Source organism: Deltaproteobacteria bacterium PRO3 (assembly GCA_030263375.1).
Classification (GTDB): domain Bacteria; phylum UBA10199; class UBA10199; order DSSB01; family DSSB01; genus DSSB01.
In genome coordinates this window covers 1-18,636 of sequence record SZOV01000068.1, presented here as the reverse complement: position 1 = coordinate 18,636, position 18,636 = coordinate 1, and the positions used below count along the sequence as shown (strand labels likewise).

Genomic DNA, 18,636 nt, shown 5'->3' with positions numbered 1-18,636 from the left:
CGTTGCAGAAGCTTGGCCAGCTCGGGCTTGGCCTCGATGTAGCGCCCCAACCGCTCGTGGATGTCGTTGTAGCGGTGCAGGAGCTTCTCGTAACGCTGGGGGGAGAACACCGACTTGCGGCTCGGACCCTTCACGTCGCCGATATAGGATTCGGCGTCATGGTGGTAGCGCCGCGTCTCAAGCAGCTTGAGCTGGACGCTGTCCAGCAGACGTCGCATCGTTCGGCGCCGGGCCTTGGTCCCCTGGTTGACCCGTTCGCGCAGCTCCCGCTGCAGGAACTGGAAGCGCGCGTGCCAATCGTGCATCCGGTCGCTGACCTCCTCGAAATGCTTCAAGTTGATGCGGTGCAGGACCGCGTCGAGATCGGGGGGCGCCTCGTGGGAGGTCCGATCCTGGGGGATCTGCCCCGTCCGCCGCATCCGGAGATACACCTCGCGGGCGAGCGGAAGGTCTTGGTGCAGCTCTTGGGAGAGCCGGTAGCGTTCGCTGGTAGAGAGCTCCTCGTTGTAGAGGGCGTTGATCAAGGCCTTGAAAGGCGCCTCGAGGGGAGCTCGCTCGGAAGTGCCGGACCCGCCCCGCACCGCGGTCGGCTGCGCCGGCCGAGGGCCGCCTTTCTCGTCCGGATTCCGGATGGACATCTCCAGGATGTGCTCCCGCGAGGGCCCTTCCCGCGTGGGTCTCGGCGCGACGTTTCCTCCCTCGGCCGCCATCGCCAGGGCGCCCCCGAAGGGCGGCAAGGGATTTCGCCCCGTCGCCGCGCGCGGCAGCTCGAGGCGGCGAGTGCGCAGGGCCATCTCCTGCATCATCGCCGCGTGCCGCGGGCCCAGCACCTCGTGGCTGAGGCGCCCGCCGACGTGGAATTGCAGCAAGGTGACCAAGGCATCCGTCCAAAAGACGTCGCCGCTCACCTGCGGCCTCAGGCCCAGGCGCATCTCGGCGTAATGCCCGGTCGCGATGCCGCCCAGGGTGCCGAGCTGTTGGAAGGCCGTGCGTGAAAATCGGGTGAAGGCCGGCAGGCGGGCCGCCGCGCCGGTGACGGGATCGATGCCGTGGACGCGGTCGAAGAGCCGGCCCGAGGCGGCGCCGAACAATTTCAGGCAGCCCAGGGTGATGCCGAGGCCGGCCAACTCGTGGCCGATCGAGGCGCGGTCCCAGCGCAGCGTCTCGGGCCGGACGGCCAGGCCGTAGGCCCGCGTCGTCCCCCAGAAGGCCAGGACCTCCGCGGGGAAGGCCGCGGCGCTCGCCGCCATGCCGGCCCCGAAACCGCGTGTCCACCAGGCGGCCGGCCGCGCGGCGAGCCGGGAGAGCACGCCCAGCCGGGTCGCACTGAACACCGTGCCGGCGACGCCCATGCCGAGGAGCATGGCGGGGTCCGAGGCCTCGCGCGCGAAGTGTCGGGCCAGGTACTCGAAGCGGCGCCCCGCGGAACCGGTCCCGCGCATGGCGTTGAATTCTTCCAGGGCCCGCCGGCCCAGGGCCGCGGGCATCGAGCCGCGGATCTCCGCCGGACCCTCCGCGAGGCCCTGATAGATGGCGCCGCTCAAGACCGAATCGCCGTCGCGGGCGGCGCGAGAGCCCAAATTGAGCAGCCCGGCGTAAAACAATTCCGGATCGGCCTCTTCCCCCAAGGCGAACAGTTCGTCGAGGGCGCCCCCTAAGCGCCGCCGTAGGGCCGCCTGATCGGCAGCGCCCAAGCCGCGGAAGGCCTCGCGCAGGCCGCCTGTGCCTCCAGTGACCGTCTCGGAGAGGCGCTGCAAGGCCCTCAAGTAGGCCGGACCGCCGCGGCCCGCCCCCTCTTCCACCCCCGTGGCGGTGAGCAAAAATGAGGCAACCCAGGCCCGATGTGTGGAGGTAAAAACCCCGTTAGAACTGGCATTATTAGAAGAGTTTGAAAGTAAAGATCGAGCTCCGAAAGAACTTAAAGTAAAGCTCGAGCTTCGGGACCCGATCCCGAATGGATGACCGCTGGACATGACCTTACCGCGAAACCCCGGATGACGTTTAAATGAATGAAAGTCGCGGGTTTATCGCGGGGGCCGGGAGAAGGTTGCGAGGAAATTGCCCCCCAGGGGGCGAGGCCCCTATTCGACCATCCGCCGGTAGATTTGGTCGGCCTTACCCTCTTCGGTGAGCTTGTCGTTTTTTTTGGCCTCGCTGAAGGAGAGCCAGGTCAGAAAGACCACCGACAGCAGCATGAAGATGATCGGGATATTGTCGGGCAGGGACAGGATATGGAGAAAATGTTCCATGCCCGTCCCATAGCCGCTTCGCAGGGCTTCGTCAAGGATGTCCTGGACTTAGGCCGTGCCGCTTCTCCCTTGAATTCACCTGGCTTCCATGGGAGAGACGCAGCGGAGATTTTTTCCCCATGAAGCAAGGCCCGAGCTCCCTCCTCATCCTGTTCAGCGTCGTCGTCCTCGACCTGATCGGCTTCGGCATCGTGGTGCCGATCCTCCCCTTCTACGCCGAAAAATACGGAGCCAATGCGACGGTCCTGGGCCTCTTGCTGATGTCCTACGCCGCGATGCAATTCCTCTTCTCGCCGCTCTGGGGACGGCTCTCCGACCGCATCGGGCGGAAAAAGGTCCTGCTTTTGACGATGGCCGGATCGGTCTTCGGGCTCTTGGTCCTCGGCCTGGCAAACTCCCTCGTCCTGCTCTTTGCCGGCCGCATTCTTTCGGGGATCTTCGGCGCCAATATCAGCGTCGCCTCCGCCTACGTCACCGACGTCACTACCGCCGAAAACCGCGCCAAGGGCATGGGCATGATCGGGGCGGCCTTCGGGATCGGCTTCATTTTGGGCCCGGCCCTGGGCGGGGCCCTCTCGGTCTACGGCTACCACGTCCCCATCCTCACGGCCGCCGGACTCAGCGCGGTCAACGTCGTCTACGCCCTGTTCCGGCTCGGCGAATCGGAATCCCGCCGCGGCAACGGCCGGGGCGGCGGCATGCGGGCGGTGCTCCGCATTCCCCTCGTGCAGCGGCTCTGTGCGATCAACTTCCTCTTCACCTTGGGCGTCAACCAGCTCGAGTCGATCTTCGCCTTCTTCATGGCCGACCGCTTCCGCTACGACGCGCAGCACGTCGCCTACATCCTGGCATTGATGGCGCTCATCATGGTGGCCATCCAAGGCGGCCTGATCAAACGGCTGGTGATGCGCTTCGGGGAAAAACGGCTGCTGACGGTCGGAAGCGTCTGTCTCTCCGCGGCCTTCGTCCTGATTCCCGAAAGCCCCAGCGTGGCCCTGCTGTTGATCCCGCTGGCGGTCTCGTCGGTGGGCCGCGGCATCAGTCAGCCCTCGCTGATGAGCCTCGTCTCGCGCGGCGGCGACGATAGCCTGCACGGTTCGGTGATGGGCACCTTCCAGGCCAGCGCCTCGCTGGCACGCGTCGCCGGGCCGGTCTTGGCCGGCGTCCTCTACGACCGCAACCCGGCCTTCCCCTTCTTCCTGGCCTGCGGGCTCTTGGGCGCGGTCTTCCTGCTCAGCCTCAACATCCCGGTGCGGGACGCGAAGCAATCCGCCCGCGAGCCGCTGCCGGCCGAGGTCTTGTAATCCTTAACATTGCAGATTCCCCGCCGCGGACGGCTCAATATTTTAACCCCTCAGATCGTCCATGGGAAACACGGGCCATATCGAATCAGGCCCAGTGGTAGAGCATAAAGTAGATCAGGACGCCCGTCACCGAGACGTACATCCAGAGCGGCTAGGTGATCCTGGCGATCTTCCGATGGGCGGCGACGCGGTCCTTGAGGGCCAGGTAGATGGTGCGGATCGCCAAAAAGGGCACGGCCGCAGCCAACACGGTATGGGTGAGCAGGACGCTCAAGTAAATAGTCCGCATCGCCCCGGTACCCGGATAACGGTGGGTCCCCGTCAGGTAGAAGCGGGTCAAGTAGGAAACGAGAAACAGGGCCGACACCAGGAAGGCCGATGCCATAAAGGCGCGGTGGCGGGCCACCTTGCCGGCGCGGACCGCCCTACATCCCAAAAAGAGCAAGACAGCGGCGGTCGCGTTGAGCGTGGCGTTCAAGGCGGCCAGGCGATCTCCCCAACTCATGAGGTCTTTCCTTTCAGCAGGCCGCGCAGGTCGGCCAATAGTTTGCGCAGGCCCTGACCCTCGGAGGAGTAGAAGCCGCGGATCCGGCCCTGCGCGTCGATCAATAAAAACTGCTCCCCGTGGACGATCTCCCAGATCTCGTCGTCAGCTCCCCCTTGGGCCCGGGGCGTCGCCGCCGGGACCTTACCCATGCTGATCTTGAAGCCCTCGACCACGGTCTTCGTCACGTCCTGAAGCGGCCCGGTGAGGAAGGTCCAGTAGCGCAGGTCGGCGCCGTGGGTCTTGGCGTAGTCGGCCAGGACCTGCGGCTTGTCCCGTTCCGGATCGACGCTGAAGGAGACGATCCGTGCGGAAAAATCCGGATTTCCGGCGGCCATTTCGAGCAAGGGCGCCTGGATGTTTTTCTTCATCCGCTCGGTCATCATCGGGCAGGCCCCGCCGCAGGAGGTGAAGATGAAATTGGCAACCCAGACCTTGCCCTTCATGTCCTCGTGGCCGAAGGGCTTATCGTCCTGGGTCGTGAGTCGGAATTCGGGGATATTCCCCAAGACCGGCAGCTCCGGACGCTGGCAGGCGCCCAGAGCGAGGGCGAAGAGCAAAAACATCCAACGCGGCTTCATGAGGATCCTCCATCGAAGAACAGGACGGTGAAGAGGGCGGTGAGATAGACCAGTGAGATCAGGAAGAGGCGGCGCGCCCATTCCTCGTTCAAACCGTTGCGAAAGCCCAACAGCGCATAGCCGAGGAAGGCGCCGCCCAAGACCAGCGCGGCGATCAAATAGGGCGTTCCCGTGACGTGCAGCGGGATCAAGAGCAGGCTGACCGCGAACAGGGCCACGGTGTTCATGACGATCTGGAAGAGGATGTCGCGGTCGCTCGCCTCGAGGGTGTAGATGCGGATCCCCGCGCGGGCGTACTCCTCCTTGCGGAACAGGCCGATCGCCAGAAAATGCGGGATCTGCCAAAAGAAGATGATCGCAAACAGCACCAGCGCCGGCAGGCCGATCGACCCGGTCACCGCCGTCCAGCCCAGCAGGGGCGGCATCGCGCCGGGCACCGCCCCCACCCAGAGCGCCGTCGCGGACTTGCGCTTGAGCGGCGTGTAGAACAGGACGTAGCTGACCAAGGAAAGCGCGCCCAAGGCGCCGGTCAGCGGATTGACGTAATAGGTGAGCAGGGGAATCGAGACGCCGATCAGCAGGCTCCCGAAGCCCAGGACGAAATCGGGGCTGAGCCGCTTTCCCGGCAGCGGGCGGTTCTGCGTGCGCTTCATCAAGAGATCGGTGTCGCGCTCGAGGAACATGTTGAGGGCGTTCGCCCCCCCGACCAATAGCGCGATGCCGGCGCAGGCCACCAGGATCAAGCTCCAGTCGGCCGAACCAGGCGCCAGGTGGATGCCGGCCGCGGCCGTGATGATCGTGAGCAGCGTGATCCGCGGCTTCACCAGGGTCACGACGTCGACCAGGGTATGGGTGGAGAGCTGGGCCTGGGCCTTCATGCCGGTTCCTATACCGTGGAGGGACGAAGGCCCTCCGCAACGGCCCCCCTCGCCTCCCCTCCCGCGGTCCCGCGCCGGGCCAGGATCACGCCGAGGTTCATCAGGAAGAAAACCACCAAGAGCAGGGCCCCGACGCCGAGATGCGCCGTCACGGGAAACAGCCCCAGGGCGGAATGCACGCTCCAGAGGCCGAGGCCGATCTGTAACAGAACCAAGAACGGCGCGGCGACGGCCATAAAGCGCAGCGCGGGAAATCCCTCGCTCGCGCGATAGGCGCGCCAGGAAGTCGCGAGCACGACGAGGCCGACCAAGGCGCCCGCCAGGCGATGCAGCATGTGCACCTGAAGGATCGGCGGCGCGCCCTCCGGCCAGAGACTGCCCCGGCAAAGGGGGATGTCGAGACAGGCGAGCCCGGCGCCCGTGTGCCGTACCAAGGCGCCCAACACAATTTGAAGGTAAACCAGGATCAAGGTCGGAAGCAGCCAGGCCTTCAAGCCGCGCAGGGACTCGCAGGAGACCGGAAATCGCAGCGGAAAACACGCGAAGGCGATGCCGGAGACCAGGCAGAGAAAGATCATCGAGGTGGCGAGGTGGGCCGTGGAGACCGCGGTGGGCAAGCGGTAGATCACGGTGATGCCGCCGAGGATGCCCTGGAAAATCACCAGGGCCGCCGCCGCGACGCCCGCCTTCTTCAGAGCCCCCTTCCCTTGCCGCAACAGCAGAATGCACAGGATCACGGTCAACAGTCCCGTCAGGGCGGCGACAAGGCGGTGGGAGTGCTCGAAGAAGATCCCGCCCTTCATTTCCGGAAAGAAGGATCCGTAGCAGGTGGGCCAATCGGGGCAGGCCAGGGAAGATCCCGTCCCGTGCACGATCCCCCCGATGAGGATCAAAAACCAGGTCAAAAGCGCGGTGAAAAGTGCGAGATATCGAAGGGATGGCGAGGCATGCCGAGAATCGTGCATGGCGCCTTGGTTAGCAAAAAGCCGCCCCCAGGGTCAAGGCAAGCTCCGCGCAAAAAAAAGCCCCCCGCTTGCGCGGAGGGCTGGAATTTCAAAACGAAGCCCTGGGCTTAGTGTTGGTGGCCCGGGTGGTTCAAGGAGATATGGACCTCCTTGAAGTCATAGGCCGCCTTCTCGGTGCCGTCGTAGCTGAAGTTGGCCTCGGCGGTCTTGTCGGCCTCGACGGTCACATCGACGGTCTTAGGGCCGTATTTCTCGTGCCAGGCCTGGATCTTGTAGGTGCCGGCGGGGACGCCCTTGATTTCGAACTCGCCGGAATCGCCGGTGACGGCGCCGAGGGCGTTGTCGTTAAGGACCAGCCAGCCGGTCATCCAGGGATGGACGTCGCACTTGAACTTGATCACCGAGCCGTCATCCTTGCTGAAGGTCTTGTCCATGGGAGGCGAACCCTTGGGTTGGGCGCGGTTGAACAGGGTCTTGGTGTCGGCATAGGTGTGGACGTTGTGCAGAATAGGATCGCTGTTTACGATCTTGACGTTCTGCCCAAAGGCCGCCGTGACCACGCGCGGGGTGTACATGCAGTTGACTTGGTCGATCTCCGAGACGACGGAGGCCTCGGGAGTCGAAGCCGCGGCGCCCTGAACAACCAGCGCGACGTTCTTCAGCGTGCCGTTGGCGTTGACGACGACTTCTTCGTCCTTCATCTTGGTCTTGGCGCAGAAGGGATCGGCCTCGCGCTTCAGCTCGGGCATCTCGGGGGCGGTGCCGGTGAAGCTGACCTTGCCCTTGATGCTGCCGCTGCCGGCCGCGGGGGCCGCCGGCGCCGCGGGAGCGGCCGCTTCTTTCTTGTCCGCGGCGGGGGCCGCGGTATCGGTGGTGGTGCTGCCCGGCTTCTTGCCGCAGGCGGAAATCGTCAAGGCCAGGGCGAGCGCGCTCGCGAGGGCCGTAAACTTTTTGTTCAGCATCTCCTATCTCCTTATTTTTCAGAATATTAGGTCAACACAAATAAGCGCTGTTGCTACATGGGCTCCCAGGGCTCTATAAAACTTGACTCGGCGAGTCAAGTTTAGAGCTGAGCCTGCTTGTCCGCGGCCGCTGCGGGCTTCTTCTCGCCCTGCGCGGCGGGCTGCGTCTCCGGCGTCGTCGGCGCGGCGGTCTCGCCCTGAATAATCCCGTTCTTTTTGCCCAGCGTCATCAGGTAGTGGACGAGTGCATCGATTTGCTTCTCGTCGTCGCCGCCCAGGACGTCCTTGGGCCCGCTGTTCGGCTCGGGGTAGTACCCCGGCATCCGGGTGCCCGGCACCAGGTCCGCGGGATTGCGAATCCACTTGTTGAGCCATTGCGGGCGGATCCGCGCGTGGACGTATTCAAGGTTGGGCGCCCAAACGGTGGGCCCGCCCTCAGGGAACTTGTTGCCCACGATGTGGCAGCTGTAGCAGTTGAAGTTTTCCGGACCCATCAACTTTTGAGCGGCGGAGACCTCCTCTGGGGTGACCTTGAGATCCACGACCTCGAAAAGGCCAGCGACCTTGTCGTACTTCTTGAAGTAGCGGATCAGGTCTTCCAGCTCGGCCTCGGAGAGCTGGAAGGTCGGCATCCTAATGTCCAGCCAGGGACGGACCTTGGGATAATCGCCCGGATTGCGCAGGAAGCCGTGCATCCAGTCGGTCTGCAACCTTGCCCCGGTGGAGGCCAGATTGGGCGGTAGGAAGTTCGGCTCCTTGATCCACTGGGCCACTTCCTGCCCCTGGCCCTCGATCACGTGGCAGGCCTTGCAGTTGTATTTTTCAACGAGGCGGCGGCCCCTCTCGATCTCGGGGTCGTAGGCGATGTACTTGCTGGGCAGTACCTCGGGGGCCTGCCCCTTCAGGAAGACCAACAAGGCGTGGCGCTGCTCGTCGTTGATGTTCGGCTTGGGCATGAAGCTGTCCGAGCGCTCGTCGACGTACATCTGGGGATTTTTCAGCTTGCCGTCGGTCCAGGCCTCCCAGGTCTCGGGGATCTTGGCGTCCCCGAAGGCCAGCTCGCTGACGTCCTTGCGGGCGAAATTGGTCAGCTCGACGGAAGGATTGGAGGCCTTCTCGAAGCCCTTGATCGTATGACAGGCATAGCAGCCATAGGTATTGATCACGTTGAAGCCGGCCTTGATATTTTCGGGGTCGGCCAGGGCCATGCGCAGCTGGGCGTCCTCGTCCGGTTTCTTGCCCTTGGAGACCAAGTAGGCGGTGATGTCCTGCGCCTCGCCTTGCGTCAAGCGCAGGCTGGGCATGCGGTGTTCCTTCGACCAGTTCTTGGGGTCTTGGATCCAGTTGAAGATCCAGTCGCCGGTGGTCTTTTCGGCGATGCGATCCAGGGCCGGACCGGAGCCGCCGCCCTGCCCCTCGACGTTATGGCAGGCGAAGCAGCCGACCGTGTTGAAAAGCTCTTTGCCCTTGGCGGCGTCGCCGCCCGGGAACTTGCCGTATTTCCAATTGAAGGGCTCGCTCTTGTCGAGGATGTAGGCCAGGGCCTTGACGGGGTCCTGCTCGTTCTTCCACGGAACCTGAGGCATCTTGGTGTGCGGCAGGTAGTCGGTAGGCTTTTTCACCCAGCCCAGAAACCACTCAGGGTAAACCTTATCCTTGATTTTGCCGAGGTCGGGTCCCGACTTCGGAGCCCACTCGAGACCCTTCACGGTGTGGCAGTTGATGCAGCCGTATTCGAGGAAGAGCTGCTTGCCCTGGGTGTAGACCGGCGCCAAGTCGAGGTTCAGCTGCTGGACATGGCACTTGTTGCAGCTGGACTGGACGAAGTCCCCGCGCAGCAAGGGCGTTTTCCAGTGGTGCTCGAAGCCGTGGGGGTAGTCCCCCTTTTCCATCGGCTTATGCTTGATCTGCGTAGCTCGCCCCTGCCCGCCGTGGCAGGTGACGCAGCCGTAATCTTCGACGGGGTGGTTGTTGAAGATCTCATTTAAGTTGGAATGCGTCCGGAAGGGCTCTTTAAGCTTCTCGTAACCGGGCTTGAGGACCGGAATGTGGCAGCTGGTGCAGCGGTCGACGGTGCCCCAATTGACCGGGCCGGCCTTGCCGAGATCGTCCAACACGTACTGCTCGATCGGGGCGCCGCGATCCTGGACGCCCTTCAACTGCTTCTGCAGGGCGTCGACCTTCTTGGTGAGCGCCGCCTTTTGGGCGTCGAGATCCTTGAGCTTGTTTTTGAATTGGTTGATCTTCTCTTGGACGGCGAGGAAGGCCTCTTCTTTCTGGATCTGGACTTCGTTCAGCTTCTTGATTTTGGCGTCCAGCTCGTCGTAGCGCTTCTTGTATCCGGAAAAATCCTGCCCCTCGTGCTGGGCGTGCTTCCACTGGTAGAAGAGCTCGTCGTGGTCGGCCTTGGCGAATTGTAGGTCCTGGTTGGCGACGTCCAGTTCGATCTGCTTGCGCTTGAGCTCTTCTTGCAGGTCCGCGAACTCTTGGCTTTCCAGGGCCTGCTGGGCCTTCTCCCTTTCCAGCTCGATCTGCTTGAGCTTCTTCGGGTCGATGCCCTTCATCTCCTTGGCGATCTCTTCTTCGATGCGCTTGGTCTCGAGCCGGGTCCATTCGGCGGCATATTGCTTCCAGGTGCGGCGTCCGATGGCCTCGTCGTAGACGTACCAGGCCGTCAAGACCATCAGGGCCCCTCCCAGCAAGAACCAGACAAAACTATACGATCTCTCTCGGCCCGCAAGCGCCATACCGGCTCCTAAATATTCAAGTTAATCCAGGGAAGTTGGACGATGTATTTGATGTTGAGGGTCCAGCGCAGGATCATCTTGATCGGCAGGGCCATCATCGTCAGAAACAGGAAGGCCGTGATCCCGTAGCGGACCGGCCCCAATTCCTGGAGAATCTTGGACTTCTTCACCTTCAATTTCCAATAAATCGGAATGATCGCGTAGTAGGCGCCCACCAGGCCCATCCCGAAGATCGCGGCGACCACCGGATTGCGCAGGATGTCCAGGCCCGTCAGGTCGGCGATCAAAATATTGAGGTCGATATTGGTGAGGGCGACGACCTTGTGCGAATCCCACTCCTGCCAGGGGGCGAAGAAGTTCCAACCCGGGCCGCGCAGGAAGACACCGACGATGATCAAGGCCACCCAGAGGATCAGGAAGCCGAAGCAGAAATTAGCGACGGCGAACTTGCGCTCTTTCCAGGTATAGTAACCGTTACCCTTCGGGTTGATGTCGATGTAGGGGATCACCATCAGACCGACGATGATCAATGAAGGCAGAACGACGCCGGCCATCCAAGGATCGAAATAAACCAGGATCTCCTGCAGGCCCAAAAAGTACCAGGGGGCCTTGGAGGGGTTGGGCGTCTTGGTCGGATCCGCGGGCTCTTCGAGAGGGGCGTCCAGCACCAGCGACCAGATCAACAAGCCCATGAAGGCCAGGAGACCGCAAATGAACTCGACCCTCACCAGATGGGGCCAGGTATGGACTTTGTCGGTTTTCGGGTCGATGACTTCGGGGATCTCCGAAGCGTCCTTGATATCAGCCATGGTGGAATCCTTTAAGCCGGCCTTACATCGGTCCGGAAATGCCCCCGTCCTTACGCACGCGCCAGAAATGCACGATCATGAGCAGCGCCGCGACGATCGGGATGAAGATGCAATGCAAGACGTAAAAGCGCAGCAGGGTCGGCGCGCCGACCACGGTGCCGGCGGTCAGCAGGCTGCGCGCGTCGTAGCGCGGCGTCGCCACGCCGGTCAGGGCCGCGACCTGCTCGGCCATCGGTCCCTCGGCGCCGAGCAGCGGCGTCGCGCGGGCCATGTTGGTGCCGACGGTGACCGCCCAGATGGAGAGCTGGTCCCAGGGCAGCAGGTAGCCGGTGAAGGAGAGCAGCAGGGTCAGGGTCAGCAGGAGCACGCCGACCACCCAGTTAAACTCGCGGGGCGGCTTGTACGAGCCCGTCATGAAGACGCGGAACATGTGCAGCATGACCATGATGACCATGGCGTGGGCGGCCCAGCGGTGCATGTTGCGGGTGACCATCCCGAAGGGGATGTCGAATTGAAGGTATTTCATGTCGTTGTAGGCGTACTCGGCGACGGGCCGGTAGTAGAACATCAACAGGACGCCGGTGACGACGGTGACTAGGAAGAAGAAGAAGGTCAATCCGCCCGCGCACCAAGTATAGCGCAGGGTCAGGCCGTGGCGGCGCAGCTTGGACGGATGAAGGTGCAGGAAGACATTGCTGGCGACCATCAGGATGCGGTTGCGGGGGGTGTCGGCGTAGCCGTGCCGGAAGACCGACTTCCACACCGAGCTCTTGACGATGGTCTCTTGGATATCTTGAATTTTGTCTTTCATAAGGAGTCACCTAAAATTCAGGCCGGCGGACCTCGGCCGCAAGAAGCTTAAGAGAGTTTCAGGAAGGCATCGGGGGCGTCCCACTCGCCTTTTTCGAAACGGTACGTCTTGGATTTGTCGACGAGGATGATGCCGTCGGGATCCAAGGAAATCTTCACGCGCTCCAGGGGGCGCGGCGCGGGGCCCTCGAAGTTGACGCCGTTCATCTTGAAGCCGGAGCCGTGGCAAGGGCACTTGAATTTCTTCTCGGTAGCGAGCCAGCGCGGGGTGCAGCCCAGGTGGGTGCAGATGGCCAAGAGGGCGTAGATGCCCTCCTCGTTGCGCACCATCCACAGGCGATTGCTCTCTTTGTATTTTTCGGAGACCTCTCCGATCAGGTATTCTTCGGGACGGCCGACCTTGACGACGGGAGAGGGTTCAAAAAGGACTCGGGGATAAAGGAAGCGGAGGAAGGAAAGCAGCAGGGCCGTCATGAAGGCACCGAAGGCGGCCCACCCGGCGAAGCCGAGGAAATTTCTTATTGTCCAGAGATTGTCTTTGCCCTTTTTCGGGGCGACCCTTTCGCTTCCCGGTATCGTCGCTTCTCCAGCCATTGAGACCTTCCCAAAGAGTTCTGCTGCGTCGCACAGCCTTTCACGTCCGGGGACACCGCCCCAAACAATTCAATATAATCAACCAATTACGCTTGATTCACCCTAGCTCTTAACAGGCGCGCGCATCATACTCAAGGGCCTCCGACTGTCAAGAGAAAAGCCCTGTAAAAACCGGGCGATGATACGGTGCGGCGGGCGGGCGGTCTAAAATCGAAGGATTCGTGGAAAAGGCGGGAAAACTAGGGCTCGACGCCCAGGCAACGGAGGGCCTCGAGGTACTTGGCGCGGTCCTTCTCCTCGGCCTTGAGGTAGGCGACTTGCAGTTTGCCGATCAGCTCCTGGACGCGTTCCAGGGAGCGTTCGGCCTTCGTTTCGTGGGCCTGGGCGTTATAAAGGGACAGACCCGCGTAGACGGGAGCGGAGAGGACGTATTTCCGGTTCTCGTCGACGATACCGGCGATGCGTCCCAGGTCTTCGGTACTGTGGCCGCGGAAGGTCTTCTGCCCGTCGAAGATGGCCAAGGCCACCATCACCTTGCGCGAAGTCAGGATCTTCTCAACCGCGCCGGGCTCGCCCGGCTTGGCGGGCAGTAGGTGTTCGAGCAAGGCCTCGCCGTTGCCCACTTGCAGCGTTCCGTCGTCGTTGAAAAACTTGCGGGCCCATTCGTTCTCCGGCTGGCGAACGGCGAGAAGATAGCGGGCACCTTGCTGGATTTGGTAGTTCTGGATCCGCAGGAGGCTCGCCTCCCTCTCCTCCCCGCCCATGCCGGCGAAGGCCTCCTCGGGCAATTCCCCTTTCGCCTCGCCCATCTTCTTCATCAACTCCTGTTCCTTGGCGCTCAGCTCGATCGGCTTCGTCAAGGCCGAGAAGTCGAGGCGAAGATAGGAAGTCGCGTCGTTCACCGGGAAGGACACGGGGAGGGCCATCAGCTTGGGGATCAACTCTTTCATGCCCTCGGTGATCTGCCGGGAATTGGCCAGGTCCTCGCCCAAGATCCGCTTGCGGATATCCTTGTTATCGACCTGGCCGACCGCCCACTCCATAGCGTCGGGCGCCAGCCAGCGGGCGCCGGCGCGAATGCCCGAAATCGGCACCTCGTACCAAGGCTGGGAGCCGAAGTTGTAGACGTTGCGGTCGTAGACCTCGTCGGTGACGCGCCGGTTGACCCAGGCCTCGTAATCGCCGTCCACGGTCAGTCGCCGCATGCCGTAATTGAAGATGGCGACCGCGAGCAGGCCGTTGCCGGCCCGGGTGAAGAGCGTGCCCGCCCGGCTCAAGATCGGCGAGGCGGCGATCCGGGAGGATCCGAGCGCCAGACGAGCCAGGTCGGGGCCGAAGAAGGCGACGAAGGAGCCCCACTTCCGGACGGGGTGGTCGGGCTTCAGCCAGATCCCGACGCTGCGGTCGAACAGAGTCGCCGAGAGGTAGCCGGGACCCATGGTCCGAAGCAAGTTGAAGGGAACTCGGGCCGTGCCGGAAAGCATCTGCCAACCTGCCAGTTTCCAGCTAAAGCCTTCCGCGGCGGTCCGCCAGCCCCACTTCTCCAGGATGCCCTCGCCGAGGGCCTTGCCGAGCGAATTGCCCGTCTTCAGGCCGACGCTGACCACCTCCTGCCCCGCCAGCCGGCTGCCCAGCAGAATACCGCCGTTCACGCGGTGCTTCAGGACCTCCGCGAGGGATTTCATCCCCTCCGCGCCGGTGGTGCGGACCAGGGCGCGCTCCGTGACGGCCCGGTTCATCACCACCTCCCAGGCCCCGCCGGCGGTGATGTTGAGGGAGTGGACGAAATAGAGGGTCATCCCGAATTTGAGCTCTTCGACCTCGACCCGGCTCAGGCCCAACTCGGCCCCGACCTTCTCGGCCAGGTACCTGGAGAGCATCTCGGCAGGAAATATCGTCGCCATCGAGGTCGCCAAGGGCACCCCCTGGAAGGCGAGCCGCGACGAGAGGGTATCCTGAAGCAGCATGGCGTTCTTCGGATTCTTGAGGAAGGCCTGTCCCTCGGGGCTGTCGGCCAGCTTTTTCAAATCCTCGAAATTGAGCCCGCGGAAGGCCTCCTGTCCCCGCTTGCGGATCTCGTCGGCCTTGAGTCCGGCGACTAGGAAGGGCACCCGTTCGGGGGCGACGCCGTGCTGCTTCGCCAGGGAAAAGATCTCCTCGGGGATGAACACCGAGCGCGGATCGATGAACTTTCGCGCCTCCGCGAGGACCTCCTGGGGAGGCATCTCGCCGGTCTGCTGGATGTAGCGCTTGACGAAGCGGGCCTTGTTCTCGCGCAGCAGATCCTTCGCCTCGCCGTCGCCCAGGGCCTTCTCCCCCGCTTGCAACGCCGTCCACAGCGCGGGACCGACGCCGCGGTAGTCGAGGCTCAGGCCCTCCCGTTTCAAAAGCTGGGCCGCCGCCAGCGCGTCGCGAACCCGCGCCAGGGCACCCGCCTCTTTCAATTGCGCCTCGATCTCGGCGCCAAGTTTTTCTTGGACCTCAGCCGCTTTGACTTGCGCCTTGACCAGGCGGAGGATCTGACGCTCGAAGCTCTTCGGCTTCATCGGGTCGGTGAGCCGAGCCAACTCCCCGCCGTGCTCGGAGACTAACTTCTTCAGCTCGGCGCTCATGGGTTTTCCGGCGGGAGGCTCGCCGGGCTTGGCGTAGTCCTTGAAGTATTCCGCCACCTCCAGGCTGCGGGAACCGGAGATGTGCTTGTCGTACTCGTGCCCGGCCGGTTTGTGGCCGACGCTAGGCTTGGCGTCGATGAAAATCGGCTCGCCGCCCTTTTCCTTGGACTTCTTGGAAATGTCGTTGGCGTCTTTCCAGGCCTGGTCGAGCTGGGCCCCGCTCTGCAGGTCGACGCTGACGAAACCCGCGCTCAGCCGGGTCTGCGCCTTGGCGAGGATCGGCTCGCGCAGCAGCTCCGGAACCGCCTCTTGAATCTCTTTCGGGAAAGTCAGGGCCGGCAGGGTCCTGCCCTTGTTCGAGACGTGGAAGGTCTCGCCTGAGAAGACCTTGTTGGTCACCTCGCCGTTCTCGAAATAGCGCCAGCGTGCCTTTCGGCCCACCACGACGTCGGAGGCTTCCTTGGCCGCGCGCTCGCTCTCTGGAACTTCGGGACCCACGCCCTCTTTGATCGGCTCGTAATCGACCACCCAGCCGGTGAAGTCCGCCGTGACGTCCGCCTCCTGCATGCGGATGCCCTTCTCGGCGATGACGTGCTTGCCGACCTTGCCGTTTTGAAAGACCAGGCGCTGCCACTTCGGGGTTCGCACCTTGTCGGCGCCGACCTTCTCGATGTCGTCGATGAACATGTGGCCGTAATGTTTCTGGATGATCTTTTCGAATTCCTTGAAGGTGTCTTTCAAGTCCTCCTTGGTGACCGGCGTCCCGTCGGCCTTCTTGTCCCCGACGATGAAGCCCAGTTCGTCGCCATCCCGCATCGCCAGAACCACCTCGCTGCCGACAGGAAAAGCGGTGCCGTGGCCGGGGAGGATCCGAATCCCCGACACCGAGTCAGGATTCTGCCCGCTCAGCTTGAAATACTGGCCGGTCTTTGGGTCGACGGCGATATGGTTGGATTCGTCGAGCAAGGCGGCCTGGTTGGCGGGATGCATCTGCACCAAGCCTTTCCGGACCATCACCTTGTTGAATTCGTAGATCAGCTCGTGGACGTAACGGTCCTCGTTGCCGCCGTACCAGGACCTGACGAAGCTGTAGAACTGGCCCAGCTCGACGAACATCAGGTGCGCCCCGCCCGTCTCGCGGATCACGGTGTCGACGCGTTCGGCCGCGAAGGAGCGCTCGATCAGCCGCGGCATGCGCAGGTCGTGCGAGACGTCGTAGGCGACGGAATAATATTGCTCCGCGACGCCCTCGAGGACGCTGGGCGCGGCCTTGTCGGCGAGCAGGACGTCCTTGAGCAGGTCCGGCTTGCCCAAGGGGTCTTCCGCGAAGCGTTCGGCATTGTTCAAATAAGTTCGAATGGGCTTCAGGCCCTCCAGCAGGCCGCGAATATTGTGGACGAGACGGACCGGGGCCCGTTTGGCGGCGCCCTCCTCGCCCGGCTCGAGGTAGCGACCCTCGGGAATGCCGTTCAAGTCCGAGATCGCGATCTGCCCGTAGTGCAGGCGCTCGGCCTTACTCAAGTCCTTTTGCGCCTCCTCTTCCTTCAACCTGAGGGTCATCTCCTGGCTTCGGGCGTTGGCCAGGCGGAAGGCGTGATCGACCTTTTTCAACAGCTCGTTGACGCTCTCCATTTCGTAGACACCGCCGGAACCGATCCGGACGTCCTCGGGCCGAAACTGGACCTCGGCGTAGCCGGCGGTCAGCCCCACGTGGTACTTGTCCACGAAGCGCTTCCAGGTCTCGTTTCCGGAGGCCTCGGCCGCCTTGGCGATGCGGCCGTGGATGTCCGCCTCCAGCTTGAGCAAGGCCTCTTGCGTCAGCAGCTTGCCTTCGGGGTTGACGACGCGAAAATTGGTGCGGGTCCCCTTGGAGACCACCGAGCCCTGGAAGTGATGCTTCAAGGCCTCATAGGTCTGCTCGAGCACGATCTCGCCCAAGTCCCGGTTGACTGCGTTGGGGCCGGTGACGTTCAGGTCGAGAACGGCGACGCCGAAGCTCAGCCCCTCGGGGACGGAGCTTTGGAAGCGCCGCGCGTCGGTGCGACGCAAAAATTCGTAGGCGGGGTCCACCTCGGCGGCGGGAAAGCCTCGGGAGACCGTCTCGTTGGCGCGGTAGAGTTGGAAGACGATGTCCAAGGCCGCCTCCCGCGAAACCGCCTTGTCCTTGCCGTCCTGCAGGGCCCAGCGTTCCAGCGCCTGGACGGGGACGCCCAGCCCGTCGAGGATCTGGCGCATCTCCTGCACGATCTTTTTGACCTTTCGCTTCTCGGCCTCGATCCCGCGCGCTTCGGACTCGCTGCGCGCATCGGCGGGCTTGATCGCCCAGGCCGTGAGCTTCTCCAGCGAGCCGTGCAGCTCCTTCTGCCTGCGCTTCAGGTCGGCGAACTGGCCCTCCGCGTTGCGCAGGTTGAGGGAGAGCTCGTGGATCAGGCGGTAGCGGGCGGCCTCGGAGTCGTAGGTGAGGGCATGGAAGTTCCCCTGGACCGGGAGACGGGGAAAGACATCCGTCTTGATGAGATAAGGGGAGGAAGGGTCCCGGTTGCTGCGGAAAAAGGCCGAGAGGTAAAACGGCGGGGTGCGGGGCAGCGTCAGGGCCTGGCGCAGCATCTCCCCGTGCTGGCGCTCCGCCCAAAAGAGCGGCCGCTGCAAGTCGGGGGCGGAGAGGTCCCCGGGCCCTTGAAAAAGGGTCGGAACCGTCACGCAAAGTTCTGGCAGGGTCTCCAAGGAAAGACTGGGTTTCCCGGATACACCCTTACCCTGAGGTGCCCCTGGTGGTGTCATGTGTGCCCCACGGACGCCCGGCGCGAACCCTCGCCGCTTGTCCGCATCTATATGTTTTAATTAGGTTTTACCGTTCTTGGCAGGACCCCAAACACGTCTTCCATATCCCTGAACGGAAAACCCCTATCTCCCCTCGATATTTATCGTCCCGAAGCCGCCAAGGTTGTGAATTTTCCCTTTAGAAATCAGGAAATTGCCTGTGGATAAGTCGGGAGGATCCGCAGACGGCTGCCGCCGCCCTGATAGGCGGCGTGGCTGAACTGGCCCCGGAAAAAGGTCTCCTGGCGCTTGGCGTAGGCCTGGGTACGCGCGACGATCTCCGCCCGGGCCTCCTCCAAGGCCTTCCCCCCTAGGACGACCTCGGCCAACTCGGCGTAGCCGATGGGGCGGATCTCCAAGCGCCGCGGGTCGATCCCGCGCGCGAGCAGCGCCCTCACCTCTTCCAACCAGCCCGAGGCCAGCATCTCGTCGACCCGCTCGGCGATGCGCCGCCGCAATAGCTCGCGCTCGCCGCGGAGCCAATAGGTTTCGGTCGGGAAACGCAAGACCGGCGGGCGCCGGCGGGTGAGCAGCTCCGCGGGCGGACGGCCGCTGAGCTCGGCGATCTCCAGGTAGCGTACCAGGCGGTTCGGGTCGCGGGGGCTGATCCGAGCCGCGCTTTCGGGGTCGATCGCGCGCAGCCTTTGGTGGAGCGCCTCGGGGCCGAGGCGGGCGGCCTCCGCTTGGAGGCGCCGCCGGATTTCGGGGTCGCGCGGAGGGAGCCGGTCGAGCCCCTCGAGCAGGGCCTTCAGGTAGAGCCC

Annotated in this window: 12 protein-coding genes and 1 pseudogene; 1 reads left to right on the top strand and 12 read right to left on the bottom strand. The window is 63.4% G+C overall.

The genetic code is table 11. The features are described 5' to 3' along the window. On the bottom strand, positions 1-1,820 hold a 1,820-nt coding region (locus tag FBR05_10890), incomplete at its 3' end, for a hypothetical protein (protein MDL1872696.1). Between the two features lie 548 nt (positions 1,821-2,368). Between FBR05_10890 and FBR05_10885 the strand changes: the two genes are divergently transcribed. Beyond that, entirely contained in the window at positions 2,369-3,553 is a 1,185-nt protein-coding gene (locus FBR05_10885; GenBank protein ID MDL1872695.1) for an MFS transporter, read from the top strand. Positions 3,554-3,638: 85 nt separating this feature from the next. Here the strand turns inward: FBR05_10885 and FBR05_10880 are convergent. The 11 genes and pseudogenes from FBR05_10880 to FBR05_10830 form a co-directional block, all read right to left on the bottom strand. After that, positions 3,639-4,058, bottom strand: a pseudogene (locus FBR05_10880) (DUF420 domain-containing protein). Beyond that, positions 4,055-4,759: an SCO family protein gene (locus tag FBR05_10875; protein ID MDL1872694.1), complete on the bottom strand. Its 705-nt coding sequence runs from the start codon at positions 4,757-4,759 to the stop codon at positions 4,055-4,057. Before FBR05_10875 ends, FBR05_10880 begins: the two are co-directional and overlap by 4 nt. Continuing rightward, entirely contained in the window at positions 4,675-5,556 is an 882-nt protein-coding gene (gene cyoE / locus FBR05_10870) for a protoheme IX farnesyltransferase (protein MDL1872693.1), read from the bottom strand. The genes FBR05_10875 and cyoE overlap by 85 nt, the downstream gene beginning before the upstream one ends. Positions 5,557-5,564: 8 nt before the next feature. Next, positions 5,565-6,521 carry a heme A synthase gene (locus FBR05_10865; protein ID MDL1872692.1) on the bottom strand — a complete coding sequence of 319 codons (957 nt, stop codon included), beginning with the start codon at positions 6,519-6,521 and terminating at the stop codon, positions 5,565-5,567. 107 nt (positions 6,522-6,628) lie between these two features. Then, the gene (locus FBR05_10860; protein MDL1872691.1) at positions 6,629-7,483 is read right to left on the bottom strand and encodes a TonB-dependent receptor; all 855 of its coding nucleotides are present in this window, start codon (positions 7,481-7,483) and stop codon (positions 6,629-6,631) included. 101 nt (positions 7,484-7,584) lie between these two features. Continuing rightward, positions 7,585-10,230 carry a c-type cytochrome gene (locus FBR05_10855; protein ID MDL1872690.1) on the bottom strand — a complete coding sequence of 882 codons (2,646 nt, stop codon included), beginning with the start codon at positions 10,228-10,230 and terminating at the stop codon, positions 7,585-7,587. An 8-nt stretch (positions 10,231-10,238) separates the two neighbouring features. Then, a complete protein-coding gene (locus FBR05_10850) occupies positions 10,239-11,039 on the bottom strand; it encodes a cytochrome C (protein MDL1872689.1) in 801 nt (266 codons plus the stop codon). A 22-nt stretch (positions 11,040-11,061) separates the two neighbouring features. Further along, positions 11,062-11,850 carry a DUF4405 domain-containing protein gene (locus FBR05_10845; GenBank protein MDL1872688.1) on the bottom strand — a complete coding sequence of 263 codons (789 nt, stop codon included), beginning with the start codon at positions 11,848-11,850 and terminating at the stop codon, positions 11,062-11,064. Positions 11,851-11,897: 47 nt separating this feature from the next. Further along, complete coding sequence (locus FBR05_10840; GenBank protein MDL1872687.1) at positions 11,898-12,443, bottom strand: ubiquinol-cytochrome c reductase iron-sulfur subunit; 546 nt, start codon at positions 12,441-12,443, stop codon at positions 11,898-11,900. A gap of 239 nt (positions 12,444-12,682) precedes the next feature. After that, entirely contained in the window at positions 12,683-17,755 is a 5,073-nt protein-coding gene (locus FBR05_10835; GenBank protein MDL1872686.1) for a hypothetical protein, read from the bottom strand. Positions 17,756-18,021: 266 nt separating this feature from the next. After that, positions 18,022-18,636: tRNA (adenosine(37)-N6)-dimethylallyltransferase MiaA (locus FBR05_10830; protein ID MDL1872685.1), on the bottom strand; the 615-nt coding region annotated here is incomplete at its 5' end.